Annotated in this window: 16 protein-coding genes and 1 pseudogene; 13 read left to right on the top strand and 4 right to left on the bottom strand. The window is 59.4% G+C overall.

All coding sequences use genetic code 11. The features are described 5' to 3' along the window. Positions 1 to 103: 103 nt before the first annotated feature. Positions 104 to 370, bottom strand: a complete 267-nt coding sequence (locus ACULPM_RS08160) for a hypothetical protein (protein WP_445332042.1) — start codon at positions 368 to 370, stop codon at positions 104 to 106. A 236-nt stretch (positions 371 to 606) separates the two neighbouring features. On the opposite strand from ACULPM_RS08160, the gene ACULPM_RS08155 reads away from it, so the two are divergent. Next, the gene (locus tag ACULPM_RS08155; protein ID WP_167931236.1) at positions 607 to 1,767 is read left to right on the top strand and encodes an IS256 family transposase; all 1,161 of its coding nucleotides are present in this window, start codon (positions 607 to 609) and stop codon (positions 1,765 to 1,767) included. A gap of 18 nt (positions 1,768 to 1,785) precedes the next feature. Here ACULPM_RS08155 and ACULPM_RS08150 read toward each other — a convergent pair whose 3' ends face one another. Continuing rightward, positions 1,786 to 3,030, bottom strand: coding sequence for an ATP-binding protein (locus tag ACULPM_RS08150; protein WP_445332334.1), 1,245 nt, complete (start codon positions 3,028 to 3,030; stop codon positions 1,786 to 1,788). Between ACULPM_RS08150 and ACULPM_RS08145 the strand changes: the two genes are divergently transcribed. The 3 genes and pseudogenes from ACULPM_RS08145 to ACULPM_RS08135 form a co-directional block, all read left to right on the top strand. Then, positions 2,932 to 3,171 (top strand): hypothetical protein, encoded by a 240-nt coding sequence (locus ACULPM_RS08145; protein WP_445332043.1) that lies wholly within the window; start codon positions 2,932 to 2,934, stop codon positions 3,169 to 3,171. The two genes, ACULPM_RS08150 and ACULPM_RS08145, sit on opposite strands and share 99 nt — an antisense overlap. A gap of 115 nt (positions 3,172 to 3,286) precedes the next feature. Continuing rightward, entirely contained in the window at positions 3,287 to 3,562 is a 276-nt protein-coding gene (locus ACULPM_RS08140) for a DUF6429 family protein (protein ID WP_445332044.1), read from the top strand. Positions 3,563 to 3,592: 30 nt separating this feature from the next. Then, a pseudogene (locus ACULPM_RS08135) lies at positions 3,593 to 4,099 on the top strand (plasmid pRiA4b ORF-3 family protein); the annotation flags it as partial. Positions 4,100 to 4,381: 282 nt separating this feature from the next. Here the strand turns inward: ACULPM_RS08135 and ACULPM_RS08130 are convergent. Further along, positions 4,382 to 5,047, bottom strand: a complete 666-nt coding sequence (locus ACULPM_RS08130) for a YczE/YyaS/YitT family protein (RefSeq protein WP_445332332.1) — start codon at positions 5,045 to 5,047, stop codon at positions 4,382 to 4,384. A 202-nt stretch (positions 5,048 to 5,249) separates the two neighbouring features. Here ACULPM_RS08130 and ACULPM_RS08125 point away from each other — a divergent pair, with 202 nt between their 5' ends. The 6 genes from ACULPM_RS08125 to ACULPM_RS08100 all read left to right on the top strand — a co-directional run bounded on the left by ACULPM_RS08125 (position 5,250) and on the right by ACULPM_RS08100 (position 10,331). Further along, the gene (locus ACULPM_RS08125) at positions 5,250 to 6,263 is read left to right on the top strand and encodes a LacI family DNA-binding transcriptional regulator (protein ID WP_445332046.1); all 1,014 of its coding nucleotides are present in this window, start codon (positions 5,250 to 5,252) and stop codon (positions 6,261 to 6,263) included. Between the two features lie 111 nt (positions 6,264 to 6,374). After that, on the top strand, positions 6,375 to 6,995 hold the full coding sequence (locus ACULPM_RS08120) for an ECF transporter S component (protein WP_445332047.1): 621 nt from the start codon (positions 6,375 to 6,377) through the stop codon (positions 6,993 to 6,995). A gap of 114 nt (positions 6,996 to 7,109) precedes the next feature. Then, complete coding sequence (locus ACULPM_RS08115) at positions 7,110 to 7,862, top strand: energy-coupling factor transporter transmembrane component T (RefSeq protein ID WP_445332048.1); 753 nt, start codon at positions 7,110 to 7,112, stop codon at positions 7,860 to 7,862. Further along, on the top strand, positions 7,850 to 8,713 hold the full coding sequence (locus ACULPM_RS08110) for an energy-coupling factor ABC transporter ATP-binding protein (protein ID WP_445332049.1): 864 nt from the start codon (positions 7,850 to 7,852) through the stop codon (positions 8,711 to 8,713). The genes ACULPM_RS08115 and ACULPM_RS08110 overlap by 13 nt, the downstream gene beginning before the upstream one ends. A gap of 2 nt (positions 8,714 to 8,715) precedes the next feature. Further along, complete coding sequence (locus tag ACULPM_RS08105; protein ID WP_445332050.1) at positions 8,716 to 9,540, top strand: energy-coupling factor ABC transporter ATP-binding protein; 825 nt, start codon at positions 8,716 to 8,718, stop codon at positions 9,538 to 9,540. A gap of 11 nt (positions 9,541 to 9,551) precedes the next feature. Continuing rightward, entirely contained in the window at positions 9,552 to 10,331 is a 780-nt protein-coding gene (locus ACULPM_RS08100; RefSeq protein ID WP_445332051.1) for a nucleoside phosphorylase, read from the top strand. 93 nt (positions 10,332 to 10,424) lie between these two features. Here ACULPM_RS08100 and ACULPM_RS08095 read toward each other — a convergent pair whose 3' ends face one another. Further along, a complete protein-coding gene (locus ACULPM_RS08095; protein ID WP_445332052.1) occupies positions 10,425 to 11,594 on the bottom strand; it encodes a phosphopentomutase in 1,170 nt (389 codons plus the stop codon). Between the two features lie 173 nt (positions 11,595 to 11,767). On the opposite strand from ACULPM_RS08095, the gene ACULPM_RS08090 reads away from it, so the two are divergent. The 3 genes from ACULPM_RS08090 to ACULPM_RS08080 are packed head-to-tail and all read left to right on the top strand — an operon-like array spanning position 11,768 to position 14,864. Continuing rightward, a complete protein-coding gene (locus ACULPM_RS08090) occupies positions 11,768 to 12,508 on the top strand; it encodes a Crp/Fnr family transcriptional regulator (protein WP_445332053.1) in 741 nt (246 codons plus the stop codon). Continuing rightward, a complete protein-coding gene (locus tag ACULPM_RS08085; RefSeq protein ID WP_445332054.1) occupies positions 12,505 to 14,001 on the top strand; it encodes a YjjI family glycine radical enzyme in 1,497 nt (498 codons plus the stop codon). Before ACULPM_RS08090 ends, ACULPM_RS08085 begins: the two co-directional genes overlap by 4 nt. Continuing rightward, positions 14,001 to 14,864, top strand: a complete 864-nt coding sequence (locus tag ACULPM_RS08080; RefSeq protein WP_445332055.1) for a YjjW family glycine radical enzyme activase — start codon at positions 14,001 to 14,003, stop codon at positions 14,862 to 14,864. Before ACULPM_RS08085 ends, ACULPM_RS08080 begins: the two co-directional genes overlap by 1 nt. Positions 14,865 to 14,893 lie beyond the last annotated feature (29 nt).

Genomic DNA, 14,893 nt, shown 5'->3' with positions numbered 1-14,893 from the left:
TTGAACGGATAGCGCCCTTGACAGGGCCTCGTTTGGTCGAAGTGCGTCACTCGGTGGAGGGGACGTCGCTTGCCGACCCCGCTCTAAGACTGTTGATGGGACATCAGACGCCAACTGGCGTGTAGTACGCATCCGGCCCGTTCTTCTCCTTCCGGAGCCTCCCCTCATTGACAAGCTTGCGAATCTCGTAATAGGCGGAGTTCTTGTCGATGTGCAGCAGCTCGCTCACGCCGGCGGTGCTGACCCGTCCCTGGCTCTCCGCGAGCTTCATGATGAGTTTGGGGTAACGCAGGCGGTCGATGTCCGTCTGTCGCACATACTCGAGCCCCTTCCCGGCCGACCTGTAGAGGTGAGAGCTGAGATGGTACATGCGGTTTCTTCCGTTTCCGGACGCTTCGATGAGCCCCGCTTCTGTGAGAAGCTCGACCGTCTGCTTGAGTCGCGCGGGCTGTACATCCACCTCCGCCTGGAGGTCCGAGACAGATGGGTAACGTACAATTTCTTGCGCACTTTGACAGCAGCATAGCGTCCAGATAGGAAGGAGGGCACGGCCCGCCCCGGTATGATTCGAGTTGCCTAGACAAGAAACATGCTGGAGGAGGGGCCATGCCCGAGCCCATTGTATCTTTGAACGAGGAGACCCTGAGGGACGATCTCAGGGAGCTGGTGAGGAAGACCGTCGAGGAGCTGCTCAACGGCCTGCTCGAGGAGGAGGCCGGCGACCTCGTGGGCGCCGAGCGCTACGAGAGGACCGCGGAGAGGGAGGCCTACCGGGCCGGGCACTACGACCGGAAGCTCGCCACCACCTCCGGCGAGGTCACGCTCAGGATGCCCAAGCTCAAGGGAGTTCGGTTCACCACCGCTATCATCGAGCGCTACCGCAGGCGCGAGACCTCGGTCGAGGAGGCCATGATCGAGATGTACCTGGCGGGCGTCTCCACCAGGCGCATCGAGGACGTCTCCGAGGCCCTCTGGGGGTCAAGCGTGTCCGCGTCGACGGTCTCCAACCTCAACGAGAAGGCGTTCAAGGCGGTCGAGCGATGGCGCAACCGCCCGCTCGAGCGCGCCTACCCCTACGTCTACGTGGACGGCATCTACCTCAGGCGGAGCTGGGGCGGCAGCTACGAGAACGTGGCGGTGATGGTCGCCATAGGCGTCAACGACGACGGCTACCGCGAGGTGATCGGCGCCGCCGAGGGCTTCACGGAGTCCTCGGAGTGCTGGCGGGAGTTCCTGTCGTGGCTCAGGTCCCGCGGCCTGCGCGGCGTGCGGATGTTCACCGGCGACAAGGCCGCCGGCATGGTCGGCTCAATCGCCGAGGTGTTCCCGGGGGCCGCCTACCAGCGGTGCACCGTGCACTTCTACAGAAACGTGCTGGCCAGGGTCCCGAGGTCCAAGAGGCCGAGGGTCGCCGCCATGCTCAAGGCGATCCACGCGATGGAGTCGAGAGAGGCGGCCGAGGCCAAGGCCCTCGCCGTCGCCGGGGAGCTGGAGTCGCTCAGGCTCAAGGAGGCCGCCAAGGTGGTCAGGGAGGGCTTCGCCGAGACGCTGACCTACACCAGGTTCCCCCGCGAGCACTGGCGGAGGATCCGCACGAACAACGCCATCGAGCGCCTCAACCGCGAGATCCGCCGCCGCACCCGCGTGGTGGGCACCTTCCCGGATGGGAGGAGCGCCCTCATGCTCGTGACCGCGAGGCTCAAGTACGTCGCCGAGAGCGAGTGGGGCTCTCGTCGCTACCTGGACGTGACTCTGCTGGAGGGGTAGCCGCACCGGACGGCGGGCCTATAGGGCTGTCTGAAAGTGCGCAAGAATCTTGACGGTACCGACAGATGCCCTTCTCATGCGCTTGAGCGCGTCGAGCACGAGTAGAGACTGGATGGGCATTGGCTTGCCGCTCTTCTCGCCCTCGTCTGCAAGGAGGCTGACAAACGCTAGGTCGGGCTCACTTCGGGCAATGAAAAGACGGACTACGGCCGAGGTTGACTCCGAGTAGTCGGGCAATGGCCGGCCGTAAAGAAGCGAGCCCTCAAAGATCCTGTCAACGCCACGGCCCGTCCTCTCGGCAAGGCCGATTCGCTTAAGGGCATCCATGAGGCAGGGGTTTCGCCCGTGGGGCTCCGCCGTCAGGAGGGTCTTTACCGTGACGCCCTCCACGAATCCGCCAGGATTGGAGATGGTGATGCCTGCGTCATCTATGAGTACCCTTACGTTGCCGAGGATCGAATAGTCGCGGTGGCCGAAGGCGTTGACGAGAGCCTCTCGCAAGGCCCTGCGGTCAAAGGCGGGGACGGGATCGGTGAAAAGCCCGTAGGGAATCTCTGTGACAGGGTTCCAGGGTTCGATCGCTTCGGAAATCCTTTCGATGGTCTTAAGGAGGCCGCCGCCATACTCGTCGTTTACCTTGATGTCGGTGCCCTGAAGCACCTGAAAGGCCGATTTTGCAGAGGGGGCAAGGCGCCTTATGGACGATTCTTTTCCTAGGATGAGAACGCCCGCGAGCGTTGGTACCTGCTTGTCCCCAACCGTCGTGGTGAGTCCGAGCGCTTGTTCCAGCTCCTCGTCTTCCAACTCGAGCAGGCTCCGATCGCTGTTTCTTGACGAGCTGATTATGCGCCTGAGCCGCTGCCGGTCAATGGGGTCGAAATCATCACGAGACGAGTCGGGCATGGGCTGGGCGGAATAGTCCAGCCTGCCGAGGTCGGACAGCCTCGTCGCAATTTCGTAGGGGTACATGGGGACGCTTGCGGGCTTGCCGTCCTCCTTGAGCCGTCGACGTAGCATCTTTCCAGATGACGTCGCGACGATGCTCAGGGAGCGGGGAACTTCTACGTGGAGGACGGGAAGCCCTTCATCGAGCATCTCTGAACGGACGGAGATGGGCGGGCCTGTCTTGTTGGCAATCATGGCTGTCATGCGGATGGGGTTGCGGTGCTGGGGCTGGGCTCCTGGGACGCTGCCATCATCCTCGACTCCAACATAGAGGTCTCCGCCGTCGGTGTTTGCGAGGGCGACGACCTCCTCGGATATTACCGTGTCGGAGATGGTCTTGCGGTCGCTCTTGAACTCTACGGAGAGGGTCTCAGAGGGGGGATAAGGCTCGTCGGCTCCCTTTCTCTTGCGCTTATCTCTGAATATCTCAGAATTCTGAGATATATCTCTGAATTCTGAGATATTCAGAGATCGCTCTGAGTCTGGCGACTTGGCGCGCCACGGGCATGCGCTGCTGAGGGCTGCGGCCTGCTAGGGTTGAGGCATCAAGTCGTTCCCACCGACGGGGGTCGCCATGAGTCGCGACGACCTGCCCCATGACCTCGCGCTTGCCATGCTCTACCTTACCTCTCGGGAGGAGAAGGGGCCGGGTGGTCCGGTTCGCCGAGCGTGGAAGAGCTGCGACTGGGACGTCATCGACCGCCTGGACTCGGAGGGCCTCATCTCTACGTGCCATCGGGCCAAGTCGGCCTATCTCTCGGACGAGGCATGCCGGCGGGCGGAGGAGATTGTCGCGCGGCTGGAGGAGACGCGGGTTCGTGCCGGCTGGGAGGACGTTCTTCTCGCCTAGCGGCCCGTCGGCGCGCGAGCCTTCAAGTTCCGCGTCGAGCTGCAGCCCTGGCCAGGATCCCCCTGCTGGCGAGAGATCGTGCTCCCCGTGTCCGTCACGCTTGCGGATCTGCACGATGCCATCCAGTCCGCGTTTCTCTGGCAAGACTACCACCTCTACCGCTTTGAGCTGCGTACGTGAGGCGAGGACGTCGAGATTATGAACGCGTGTGAGATTGCGGAGTTTGAGGGTGAGTGGGGCGTGGTCGACTCTCGACCGCGGCGGATCGACTCCGCGCGGCTGCTCCTGAGCGACGTCTTTCCGCGCACGCGCAAGGCGCGTTACTTCCACGACTATGGTGACGGCTGGGGGCACGACATCAGGCTCGTGGAGGCCATCGACCCGTATGACGGAGATGCTCCGGCGTGCACGGCCGGCGCGGGCGATGCGCCGCCCGAAGACGTCGGCAGCGTAGGTGGGTTCGAGCACTTCCTCCGGGCCATTGGCGACCCCGGCCATCCTGAGCGTGGGGAGCTGGCTGGTCGGGGTTGGAGTTAGTTCTACGAATTGTTCGACCTTGGCACCGTCAAACGCCGGATGCGCGCGTGGAAGGCCAACGAGCTCGACCGCGCGCGGGGCGAGCAGCATGTCCGCTGAGGCGGCGGCCTGCCCGTCCTTCTCGCTTGCTGCGTCTCTTGCTGAGTGACGGACTTTGGACGAATAGGCCTTCGCGGGGCGTGAGTTCGTTCGAAGGGCGACACTCAGCTGAGGGTTCGGGGCCTCCCGCGCCGCCCCGCTCTGTGTGTGGGTGAGGTCGGGCGTGGGAGGCCTGTGAATCGTCTATCGGGCATCGGCGTTCTTTGGCAGGGGGATGCGCGCCAGCGCATGTTTAGCCCACGTGCGGCTGAAGTCCATCACAAACCCGGTGCAACCGATAGATATGACCGTGCCGATGCCAATCTTTCCTCCGAAGACCACTCCGAGGACACCGAGGGCGGCATCAAATACTATTTTTGACGCCCGATAGCTGAGGCTTGTGTGATCGTTGATAACCCCGACGAGCGCCTCCAGCGGGCCCAGCCCGAAGTCAACGGCAACGTACATTCCAAGTCCTGCGCCCATGATGGCCATGCCCAGGAAGGCGACGGCGACTTTGCCAGGCAGGGGCAGGGAAATCAGGTTGAGCGGGCCGATGATCCACTGAGCTAGGTCGACATAGAGGCCGATTGTGAACGTGCAGAGGATCGTGCCCACTGAGATATACCGACGACCGATAAAGAGAAGCACCACGAGAAACACGGCGTTGGCAACGATATTGGCGTTTCCTTGCGAGATGCCAAGGATGTTGTGAAGCCCGTCGGAGAACGTTGCCATGGGAGATGTGCCCAGCTCGACTGAGTACAACAGGGCGAGGCCGAAGCCGTTAATGCATAGACCGATGCAAATTAAGCAGACTTTCAAAATGAGAATGCTAATTTTTTTACCAGATTTGATCAGGATAATCACCACCGGAACTAGCGTCCAATACCATGATATGGAGTGTGGCAGCGCGTAGAATCTAGCATATTATCAGGACAAACGGCAGCAATAGTTCGGTGAGCGGAAAAATGCCAGAATGCGGAGACGGCTCATCTCTATGAGCTGCTATGCTTCAAGCATAACAAAAGTGCTAAATGATTAGTAAAAAAATTAACAAAGAGGTGAGACCGTGTCGGGCAAGAAGGTGACCATGAAGGACGTTGCCGCTGCGGCTTCGGTCTCTCCGGCGACCGTCTCGCTTGTTCTGGGAGGGAGGGCAGAGCGAATACCAGAATCCACGTGCGCTAGAGTATTTGCCGCTGCAGAGAGGCTGGGCTATCGCAAGCGTGTGGCCCCGCCGCATGCCCATATCAGGACCATCGGTGTTGTCTGCGACTCAATCAACATATTCTTCTCGCAGGTTCTCAACGGCATTATCTCTCGGGCCTGGGCGCGAGGATATCAGGTGCTCCAGGTCGGCTACTCACAGTTTGACGGGGATACCAACGCAGTCCATCTCAGGCAGTTCATCGAGCATGAGATTCAGGGAATCGTTCTCCCGCATTCCGCCATACCGAGCGTGGGGGAGATCCGCCGCGCATATGACCTAGCGAGAAATGCGGGCGTTCCAGCGCTGACGATGGATGTTGAGATTGACGGGTTCTCGTCTCGCGCGGATACCTGCGACCACGTTCGCGATGGCTATCTTGCGACGAAGCACTTGTTGGACTGTGGGCACAGGAGAATTGGTGCCATATCCGGCCCCGTTGACTATGTGAGCTCAAACATGAGACTCAAAGGGTATCGGATGGCGCTCGAGGAGGCTGGGATTCCCTTTAATTCTGACCTCGTCTACCGTGGCAACTACAAGATTCAGAGCGGACAATTGGGACTCCCACACCTGCTCGGTCAGGGCGCTACCGGAATCTTTGCGTTTAATGACATGATTGCCCTCGGAATATATAAAGAGGTTAAGCGTTATGGACTTTCTATCCCCGGCGACATTTCGGTGGTGGGTAGCGATGACATCTTCGTAGCCGATGTCCTCGAGACGCCCCTCACCACGGTACACGTGCCTATTGAGCAAATCGGCATGAATGCGGCTGACGAGCTGATTGACATGGTTGAGGGCAAGCCCAGGATAGCGAGTCGAGTAATTGAGCCAACTCTGATGGTTCGTGGCAGCACGCGTCTCATCAGTTAGCAGATTGGTGATCCGCCAGCGTTCTTTGCTAAGAAGAACAACTTATCGCAGAAAGGAGGCCTCGGCTGGCGGTCGAGCTTACCGAAAAACGTCTCTTTGAAAGGAAGAAACATGAGCGGTACCAATTCGATCAAGAACGACTTCACCATGAACGCCCTCCTGACCATGCCGATTGCCGTTGCGGTCAACTTTGTTGGATCGCAGATTCACCATGCCCTCTCTCTGCCGCTGTACCTCGATACGATCGGTACTTTCTTCGCCTCGATGCTGTGCGGCCCCTGGGTTGGTGCCCTTACGGGACTTCTAACTCAGCTGGTTACCAGCATCACCAACCCTAGCGGTCTTCCCTTTGCGCTTGTGAGCATCGCAGTTGGCCTGGTTGCCGGCTTCCTGGCGCGTGCGAACATGTTCAACAAGCCTTGGAAGATTGTTGTCTCCATCATCCTCACGGCGCTTGCATCCACAATCGTCTCCGCGCCAATCCAGGTTCTTCTCTTTGGCGGTGTGACGAGCTCCGCTGACTCGCTCTTTGCCGCTGCGCTGATGGCTTCCGGTCAGAAGATTTGGGTGTCCGTCGTGAGCACCAACCTGCTCTTCACGTGCCTTGACCGTGCCATCGCAATTATCGTTACGCTGCTTATCGTGCGCGTTCTTCCGCCTAGGACTCTCATCCGCTACAGCCTCGGCGAGAACTACATGAAGAAGCCGGCGGAGGACACGAAGAGCGCCTAGCGACCTGCCCCGACTGAGCTCGCATGGTCGGGAGCGGTGATCGCTGAAGGAACAATAACTTAATTGCGAGGACGTATGTATAGAGAAAAGCTAACAATAAAGAAGGCAAATCCGTTGGCGGCACTGTACCCCACAGCCAAGGTTGCAATCGCGCTCATGTACTGCGTGGTGACGGCGCTCCTGTCAACCATTACCTTCAACGGATATGCCCTCCTCATCATACCGCTCTTCCTGGTGATACCGGCCCTATTCGCGGCGAGCGGGATTGGGGATAGATTCCTCTCGCTCTTCAAGGTGATCTTCACCTTTGTTGCCGTCATCTTTGTCGTGCAGGTGCTGGTGCTGCGCGGTGATGTCGTGGCGTTCAGCTTCGGTTTCATCAACATCTATGCCGACGGACTGCAACATGCCATCGTTCTCTGTTTTCTCATCCTCAATATCGCCGGTGTGGTGCTGTGGCTGTTTCAGACCTCCGAGGTTAACGAGCTGACGTATGCGCTCGAGGAAGGTGGCATGAGTCACAAGTCCGCGTTCGTCATTCTCGCCACGTTCCAGATGATTGATGTTCTTAGCAGCAGCTCGAAGCTGATCATGAACGCCCAGCAGGCGCGTGGCATTGAGACGCAAGGCAATATGCTTGTGCGCGCAAAGGCCTTCTTCCCCATGATTGTTCCCCTCGTGGTTGGTTCAATCATGAATACCGAGGAGCGTGTGCTTACTCTCGAGAGCAAGGGGTTCGACGTCGACTGTGCCAAAACCCATTTCATCGAAGTGAGGCGTTCGGGAAATGAGGGCAAGGCATTCGTCTTTGCTGCCGTGGTCACGATTGCGGCGATTGCGGGGAGGGTTGCGCTGTGGATTCTGTAATCGAGTTCGATGACGTTACCTATACGTACCCCCTGACCAAGAGTCCAGCAGTCAGTCACGTGAGCTTTGCCCTCGAGAGGGGGTCATTCACTGGCGTGATTGGTGCCAACGGCTCCGGAAAGACCACGCTCTGCGCGCTCATTCGTGGCTTTGCGCCGTCGTTCTACAAGGGTGAGGTCTCGGGAGAAATTCGCATTAAGGGCAGGCCAATCCAGGAGTTCGACAAGGGTGAGCTTGCGCTTAACATCGGATACGTCTTCCAGAACCCCTTCAACCAGATCAGCGGTGTGAAGAAGACGGTGTTTGAGGAGATTGCCTACGGTCTCGAGCTCTTCGGCGTTTCGGTTGACGAGATTGAGGGTCGTGTGGTCGACGTTATGAGAATGACCGACATCGAGCATATCGCCTTCAAGAATCCCTTTGAGCTCTCGGGGGGACAGCAGCAGCGCGTTGCGCTCGCATCAACGCTTGTGCTTGAACCCGACATTCTGGTCATCGACGAACCTACGTCGCAGCTTGATCCGGCGGGGACGGAAAGCGTCTTCAGGGTGATTAGCACCATGAAGGAAAAACACAAGACAATTGTGCTCGTTGAGCACAAGGTCGACCTTATCGCGGAGTATGCCGATCGCGTTCTCGTGCTCGAGGATGCTCGGCTCATCGCGAACGGTCCCACCCATGACGTGCTTTCCGACATCTCGCTTTACGAAAACCACGGCGTTCAGATTCCTCAGATTTCAATCTTGGGAAACCGGCTACGTGAGCGGGGGTTTGCCATCCCGCGCATTCCTGTGACCGAGTCCGAGGCCGCGCGCTCGGTCGGCGAGGGTCTACGGAAGGGAGGGCAGTAGTCATGGCGTATATCGAGATGAAGGGCGTGGGACACGAATATCCCGGCGGCTTCCTTGCGGTCGATGGGGTGGACATCTCCATCGAGCGAGGAGAGAACGTGGCGATTATCGGTCAGAACGGCGCCGGCAAGACGACCACCGTCAAGATGCTCAACGGTCTCGTGCGTCCCACGCGTGGAGAGATTCTTGTCGACGGAATGAATACCGGGGATTTTACCGTGGCACAGCTAAGCCGTCACGTTGGCTACGTGTTTCAGAACCCCGACGACCAGATTTTCAATTCAACGATTGAGGCGGAAGTTGCGTTTGGCACGAAGGCGCTGGATCGCACTCCCGAGGAAATCGGGGCCCTCATTGAGGATGCCCTTGTCCTCACTGGCCTCCAGGACGTGCGGCAAGAAAACCCGTTCAACCTCCCTCTGTCCATGCGTAAGTTCATCACCATAGCCGCGATTCTGGCTATGGACACGGAGGTCATCATCTTTGACGAGCCAACGGCTGGTCAGGATCTCGTGGGAAACCGCAGGCTCTCGCAGATTCTAAAGACGTTGCAGGAGCGGGGGAAGATGCTCATCACGATTTCTCACGACATGGAGTTCGTCGTCGAGAACTTCTCGCGGGTCATTGTAATGGCAAATAGGAAGGTGGTTACGGCGGGGACTCCGCAGGAGGTCTTTTGGGACTTTGGGGCGTTGGACGAGGCAATGCTCAAACAGCCGTATGTCAGCAGGTTGTGTCGCAAGCTCGGTATTGGCAATCGCGTCGTGACCATGGATGAGGCAGTCGAGGCGCTCGTGGAGTCGAGGCGCTCGGGCCTCCAGGGATAGGGAGTAACGCAATGAGTGAAGAGTTGGTGCATCACCTTAAGTGCAAGCGGGGGGACGTCGGGAGGTACGTTATCACTCCTGGCGATCCGGGCCGCGTCGAAAAGATCGCCGCATATCTTGATGACGCCGTGCACGTTCAGACGAACCGAGAGTACAACACCTGCACCGGCTACCTCGACGGCGAGAAGGTCAGCGTTGTCTCTACGGGTATCGGAGGCCCCTCGGCATCCATTGCGATGGAGGAGCTTCACATGCTCGGCGCGGATACATTCGTTCGCGTGGGCACTTGTGGGGGAGTTGACAGCTCACTTGTCCCAGGCGACCTGATTATCCCGACCGGAGCCATCAGAAAGGAGGGCACGGGACGGGAATACGTTCCCATCGAATATCCCGCAGTACCCAACTTCGACCTGGTCTGCTCGCTCCGGGATGCATCCGAAAAGCTCGGCTTCAAGAGTCATCTCGGTGTTGTCGAGTGTAAGGATTCGTATTATGGTCAGCATGACCCGGAGAGAATGCCCGTCAGCTATGAGCTACTCCAGAAGTGGGATGCCTGGAAGCGGGCTGGTGCCCTGGGATCAGAGATGGAGTCCGCGACGCTCTACATCGTTGCATCCGCTCTGAGGGTCCGTTGCGCGACGGTGCTTCTGTTGTGTCGGAACCTCGAGCGAGAGGCTGAGCTCAAGACCGGTCCCGTGTGTACCTGGGATACAGAGCCGGCGATTCGTACCGCTATCGAGGCTATCCGCATGACGATTGCTGCTGATCGGGCCAAGGCGAAGAGGGCGTAGAGAGCGCGCTCGAGTTCGAGTCGTTTTCAGGCACGCCGCCCCTCTCGCCACGTGCTGACGAGAGGGGCGGCGTGCCCCTTGATGGCGTTGATTCTAGTCGCAGAGAATTTGCGGGAGTCGCGAGGTGCCGCACGTCTCTCCGGTGACTTGCAGATAGTCGAGGATTGTGGCGGCTATGTCCCCGTAAGTGGGAAGGGTCCCGAGGTTTGTCGCGGGCCTCACGTGAGGGCCGAGAATGACCCAAGGCACGCACTCGCGCGAGTGGTCCGTTGAGGGGGTCGAAGGATCGCAGCCATGATCGGCGGTGACCATCAAGAGGTCGTCCTCACAAAGGCCCGATAGGAGGTCGGGGACGGCGCGATCAAACTCAGCCAGAGCACGGGCGTATCCGTCGACGTCGTTTCTATGGCCATAGAGCATGTCAAAGTCAACGAGGTTGGTGAAACAGAGGCCCTCGAAGTTGCGCCGTTCCCACTCAAGGGTGCGCTGTATGCCCTCTGCATTGCTGGCGGTGCGCACCATGTCGGTCACGCCGCGACCCGCGAAGATGTCGTTGATTTTGCCCACTGCGAGCACGTCTCTCCCGGCGCTCGAGAGGTAGTCGAGCATGGTGTCGGTCGGGGGATTGAGGGAGAAGTCATGCCTACGGGACGTTCTAGAGTAGTTGGGGTATTCCCCGTCAAAGGGGCGAGCGATGACCCTGCCTACTGCGTAGTCGCCTACAAGAAGGTCGCGCGCTATCTGGCAGCAGTGATAAAGTTCGTCAATAGGGACTACATCCTCGTGTGCCGCCACCTGAAAGACGCTGTCCGCGGACGTATAGACGATGAGCGCACCGGTCTCTACGTGCTCCCGCCCATAGTCTGCTATGACTGCGGTGCCGGAATAGGGGCGGTTGCAGATGACCTTGCGTCCCGTCGCCAGCTCAAACGCCTCGATGAGGTCGTGGGGGAAGCCATTGGGAAAGGTGGGCATGGGGACGGGGGACTCGACGCCTGCTATCTCCCAGTGCCCCGTTGTCGTGTCCTTGCCCATCGATCGCTCCTGCACGCGAGCGAAAGCTCCGGAAGGCCTATCGGATGGTGTGGCGCAGGTGACGCCATTGATGTTGAAGAGTCCCGCCTCGCGCATGTTGGGCATCGAAAAAAGAGGACTCGCGGCCGCTGCGGCGAGGGTGTCGCTCCCCTCGTCGTGAAAGAAGGAGGCGTCGGGCGCGCCGCCTATCCCGCAGCTGTCAAGCACGATGAGAAACACTCGGCCCATGGTGGCCTCCAATCGTCGAAGCATTTTGGTGGGCCAATCATAGGAACCCGTGCGCGCAAGAGGCGTTATTTGTTGGGAATCGTTGCCAATTGTCACAAAAAGATGCAGCTAGGAGGACAAATGTCCTGGAGTTGTTTACTGCCTGGACCTAACCTCAACCCAAGGAGGGTCTCATGAAAGGAGCGTTGAGCGCTCCGTGTGGAAGCGGTCTCGAGCCATACGCCGCATCGGCAATCGCCTACGAAGATTTGCCGAACTGGCTGGTGGCTGCTTCTCGAGCGAAGAGGCTTCGTCGTGGCGACTGTCTCGTGCGAGAGGGTGAGGACGGTGATTACGTGTATTACCTCGTGTCCGGGCTGATTAGAGCTGTCAGGCGAGAGGTATCCGGAGGCTGCTTCGTGGTGGCTGAGTTTGGCTCGGGCATCATGCTGGGCGAGACCGAGGCAATGGCGGGTTATCGGTGCTATCGTGCGACCCTGCTCGCTCTTGAGGACTGCGAGCTGCGCGTGTTGAGGACTTGCTCGTATCTCGCGTGGCTAAAGAGCAGTCCGGATGCTCTGTTCTGTCGGGCGAGGACTCTTCTCAGGCAGAGCGTCGAGCAGTCTCGCGCGGCACGTGACCTTCTCTTTTGGAGCGGTAGCGAGCGACTCGAGTATGCCCTCTGGATGTATGGGAGGGAATCGCCCAACGGGATGGTGATTTGCGAGACACGACAGGAGCTGGCAGACCGGATCAAGGTCAGCGTGAAGACCGTAAGCAGGGGTCTCGCCGCGCTATCCGACGAGGGGGTCGTGCGCCTTGAGGGGCGCAGGATCGTCGTAGACCGTAGGGGAGTCAAGGAGCTGGAACGGCGTCTCAGACGACGTCTTGGAATGTCTGGGCAGGGCGAGAGGGAAAGGATGCTGCTGGCATGAATCGCTATATCGACATCATCACATCGGAACGACTGACCTACGATCAGAAGGTCCTGCGATTGGCGCAGGCTGCGGAGAACGACGGGTGTCCGTTTTCCGTCCCTGACGAGTTTCGCTACTTCTATGAGCGCGAAGCTCTTTGTGACATGAACGAGGGGAAGGCCCCCTATCGCCCTCGCTACGTCCTTGCAGACTTCGAACGCTTCGTCAGGAACGGGAGCTCCTTCCTTCGGCTGGATCCCCCGGATACGCTTGATGACCTTATCGTTGATTTGGAGATACTCTATGCCCACATACCATCCGTGACGGGACGACCCGTCTTTATAGGTGAGCTGGATAGGCTGATTGATCCCTTCTTGGATGACCTTACAGACGAGGAGGCTCTCACCAAGATCTGCGGTTTTCTCACGTATCTTGATCGCGTAATCGCCAACGGTTACTGTCACGCGAACATTGGGCCTCGAGAGACGCGTGCCGGCAGGCTGATTCTCTCCGCGGAGGCTCGTCTTAAGAATTCCGTTCCCAACCTTACAATGAAATATGACGCTGATGTCACCCCGGATGACTTTGCCGTGCGGGCGTTAATGACGGCCTTGGACTGTTCGAACCCCGCCTTCGCAAACGATGCGATTCACCGCGAGACGTTCGAAGGTGGCTATGGGGTCTGCAGCTGCTTTAACGTTCTCCCCCTTGGAGGCGGCGGGTACTGTCTCTCCCGGATTGTCCTCCCCCGACTCGCCGATCTCGCCTCAAGCGAGGGGCACTTTATGGACGAGCTCCTGCCTGAGGCGGTTGGTGCTCTGCTCGAGTACATGGATGCGCGCGTCTCCTTTATTGTGGAGAAGAGCAACTTCTTCTCCAGCTCGTTCTTGGTCGACGAAGGCCTCATCAGCCCCGATCGCTTTGTCGGAATGTTTGGGGTCGCCGGAATGAGCGAGTGCGTCTCCACGCTCCTCTCGCACGGGGGAGACCTCCGCTACGGACGAGACGGCGAGGCGGATGACTTGGCCGAGAGGATTATGGCAAAGATTTCTGAACTCGTGAGCGAGCATCCTGCGCCCTTCTCGCCGATCGCACACGACCGCTACCTTCTCCACGCCCAAGGTGGGCTCGCGCAGCAGCAGGGCGTGACCCCGGGGGTACGAATCAGGGTGGGGGACGAGCCCAAGGTGCTTTTTGATCATATCCGACACAGCGCTCGCTTCCATCGCTTCTTCCCGACAGGGGTTTCCGACATCTTCCCCGTGGAGTCGACGGCACGAGAGAATCCCGAGGCTATCCTCGATCTTGTCAAAGGAGCCTTTTCCATTGGCGATAAGTACCTGAGTTTCTATTCCTCTGACGGTGACCTCGTGCGAATCACGGGATATCTTGCCAAGCGCAGCGAAATGGGGCAGTTTGCGAAGGGGTCTCCCGTCCTGCACGATACCGCACACGGCGCGGTGGACAACTACGCCAACAACCATCTGGGAGAGCGGAAGGTGCGGTTCTGATGGCCGCCGTTGCCCCGGTGAACAAAATCATTCCCTTCAGCCTCGTGGATGGGCCGGGGAGCCGCGCTGCCGTCTTCCTACAGGGGTGCAACATCGCGTGCGAGTACTGCCACAATCCGGAGACCCAGCGCCTCTGTGACGGATGCGGCTTGTGCATCGAGGCGTGTCCCGTCGGGGCGCTCATGCGAGACGGATCGCGGGTAATTTGGGATGAGGGACAGTGCCTCGGTTGCGACGCTTGCATACGCGCCTGCGAGCGGCATGCCTCCCCGAAAGTGGTCGTCATGAGCGCGGAAGAGGTGTTCGAACGGATAAGGGGGTGGGTGCCGTTCATACGGGGGGTGACGGCCTCGGGAGGGGAGTGCACGCTTCACCCAGCGTTTTTGACCCGCCTTTTTGAGCTTTGCAAGGAGGCTGGCCTCGGCACGCTTGTGGATTCTAACGGTACGGTAGGGCTCTGGAACCATGCTGACCTTCTCGACGCTACGGATGGGGTCATGCTCGATGTGAAGAGCTGGAGTTCTACGGTGTTCCGCAGGCTGACGGGGACGGGCAACGAGGCAGTCAAGCGGAATCTCGAGCTTCTGAGCGGTTTGGGGAAGCTGGAGGAGGTCAGAGTCGTATACGTTGACGGGGAGTGGACCGATGCCCGTCGGGCGATCCGGGGTGTGGCCGAGGTCCTTGGTCGGCGGCGCGGTGACGTGCGATTGAAGCTTATCCCCTTTAGGCCGAACGGGGTGCGCGGGGCATTGTCAGGACACCCCACGCCAGGGTCGGACGAGATGCTCCGCCTTCGTGGAGAGGCCGTCGCCTCGGGATTCGGGAACGTGGTTGTAGCTGGGATGAAGGCCGGCGTTTCGTAGGTAGTTCTCAGTCCGTCCTCCGTCCTGTC

The sequence above is a fragment of the Thermophilibacter sp. ZX-H3 genome (genome assembly GCF_052599055.1).
This window is presented reverse-complemented; position numbering and strand designations above follow the sequence as displayed.

Coding starts and splice junctions, on each gene's coding strand:
- ACULPM_RS08160 (WP_445332042.1), bottom strand. CDS start 370: ATGTACCATCTCAGCTCTCACCTCTACAGGTCGGCCGGGAAGGGGCTC.
- ACULPM_RS08155 (WP_167931236.1), top strand. CDS start 607: ATGCCCGAGCCCATTGTATCTTTGAACGAGGAGACCCTGAGGGACGAT.
- ACULPM_RS08140 (WP_445332044.1), top strand. CDS start 3,287: ATGAGTCGCGACGACCTGCCCCATGACCTCGCGCTTGCCATGCTCTAC.
- ACULPM_RS08120 (WP_445332047.1), top strand. CDS start 6,375: ATGAGCGGTACCAATTCGATCAAGAACGACTTCACCATGAACGCCCTC.
- ACULPM_RS08105 (WP_445332050.1), top strand. CDS start 8,716: ATGGCGTATATCGAGATGAAGGGCGTGGGACACGAATATCCCGGCGGC.
- ACULPM_RS08100 (WP_445332051.1), top strand. CDS start 9,552: ATGAGTGAAGAGTTGGTGCATCACCTTAAGTGCAAGCGGGGGGACGTC.
- ACULPM_RS08095 (WP_445332052.1), bottom strand. CDS start 11,594: ATGGGCCGAGTGTTTCTCATCGTGCTTGACAGCTGCGGGATAGGCGGC.
- ACULPM_RS08090 (WP_445332053.1), top strand. CDS start 11,768: ATGAAAGGAGCGTTGAGCGCTCCGTGTGGAAGCGGTCTCGAGCCATAC.
- ACULPM_RS08085 (WP_445332054.1), top strand. CDS start 12,505: ATGAATCGCTATATCGACATCATCACATCGGAACGACTGACCTACGAT.
- ACULPM_RS08080 (WP_445332055.1), top strand. CDS start 14,001: ATGGCCGCCGTTGCCCCGGTGAACAAAATCATTCCCTTCAGCCTCGTG.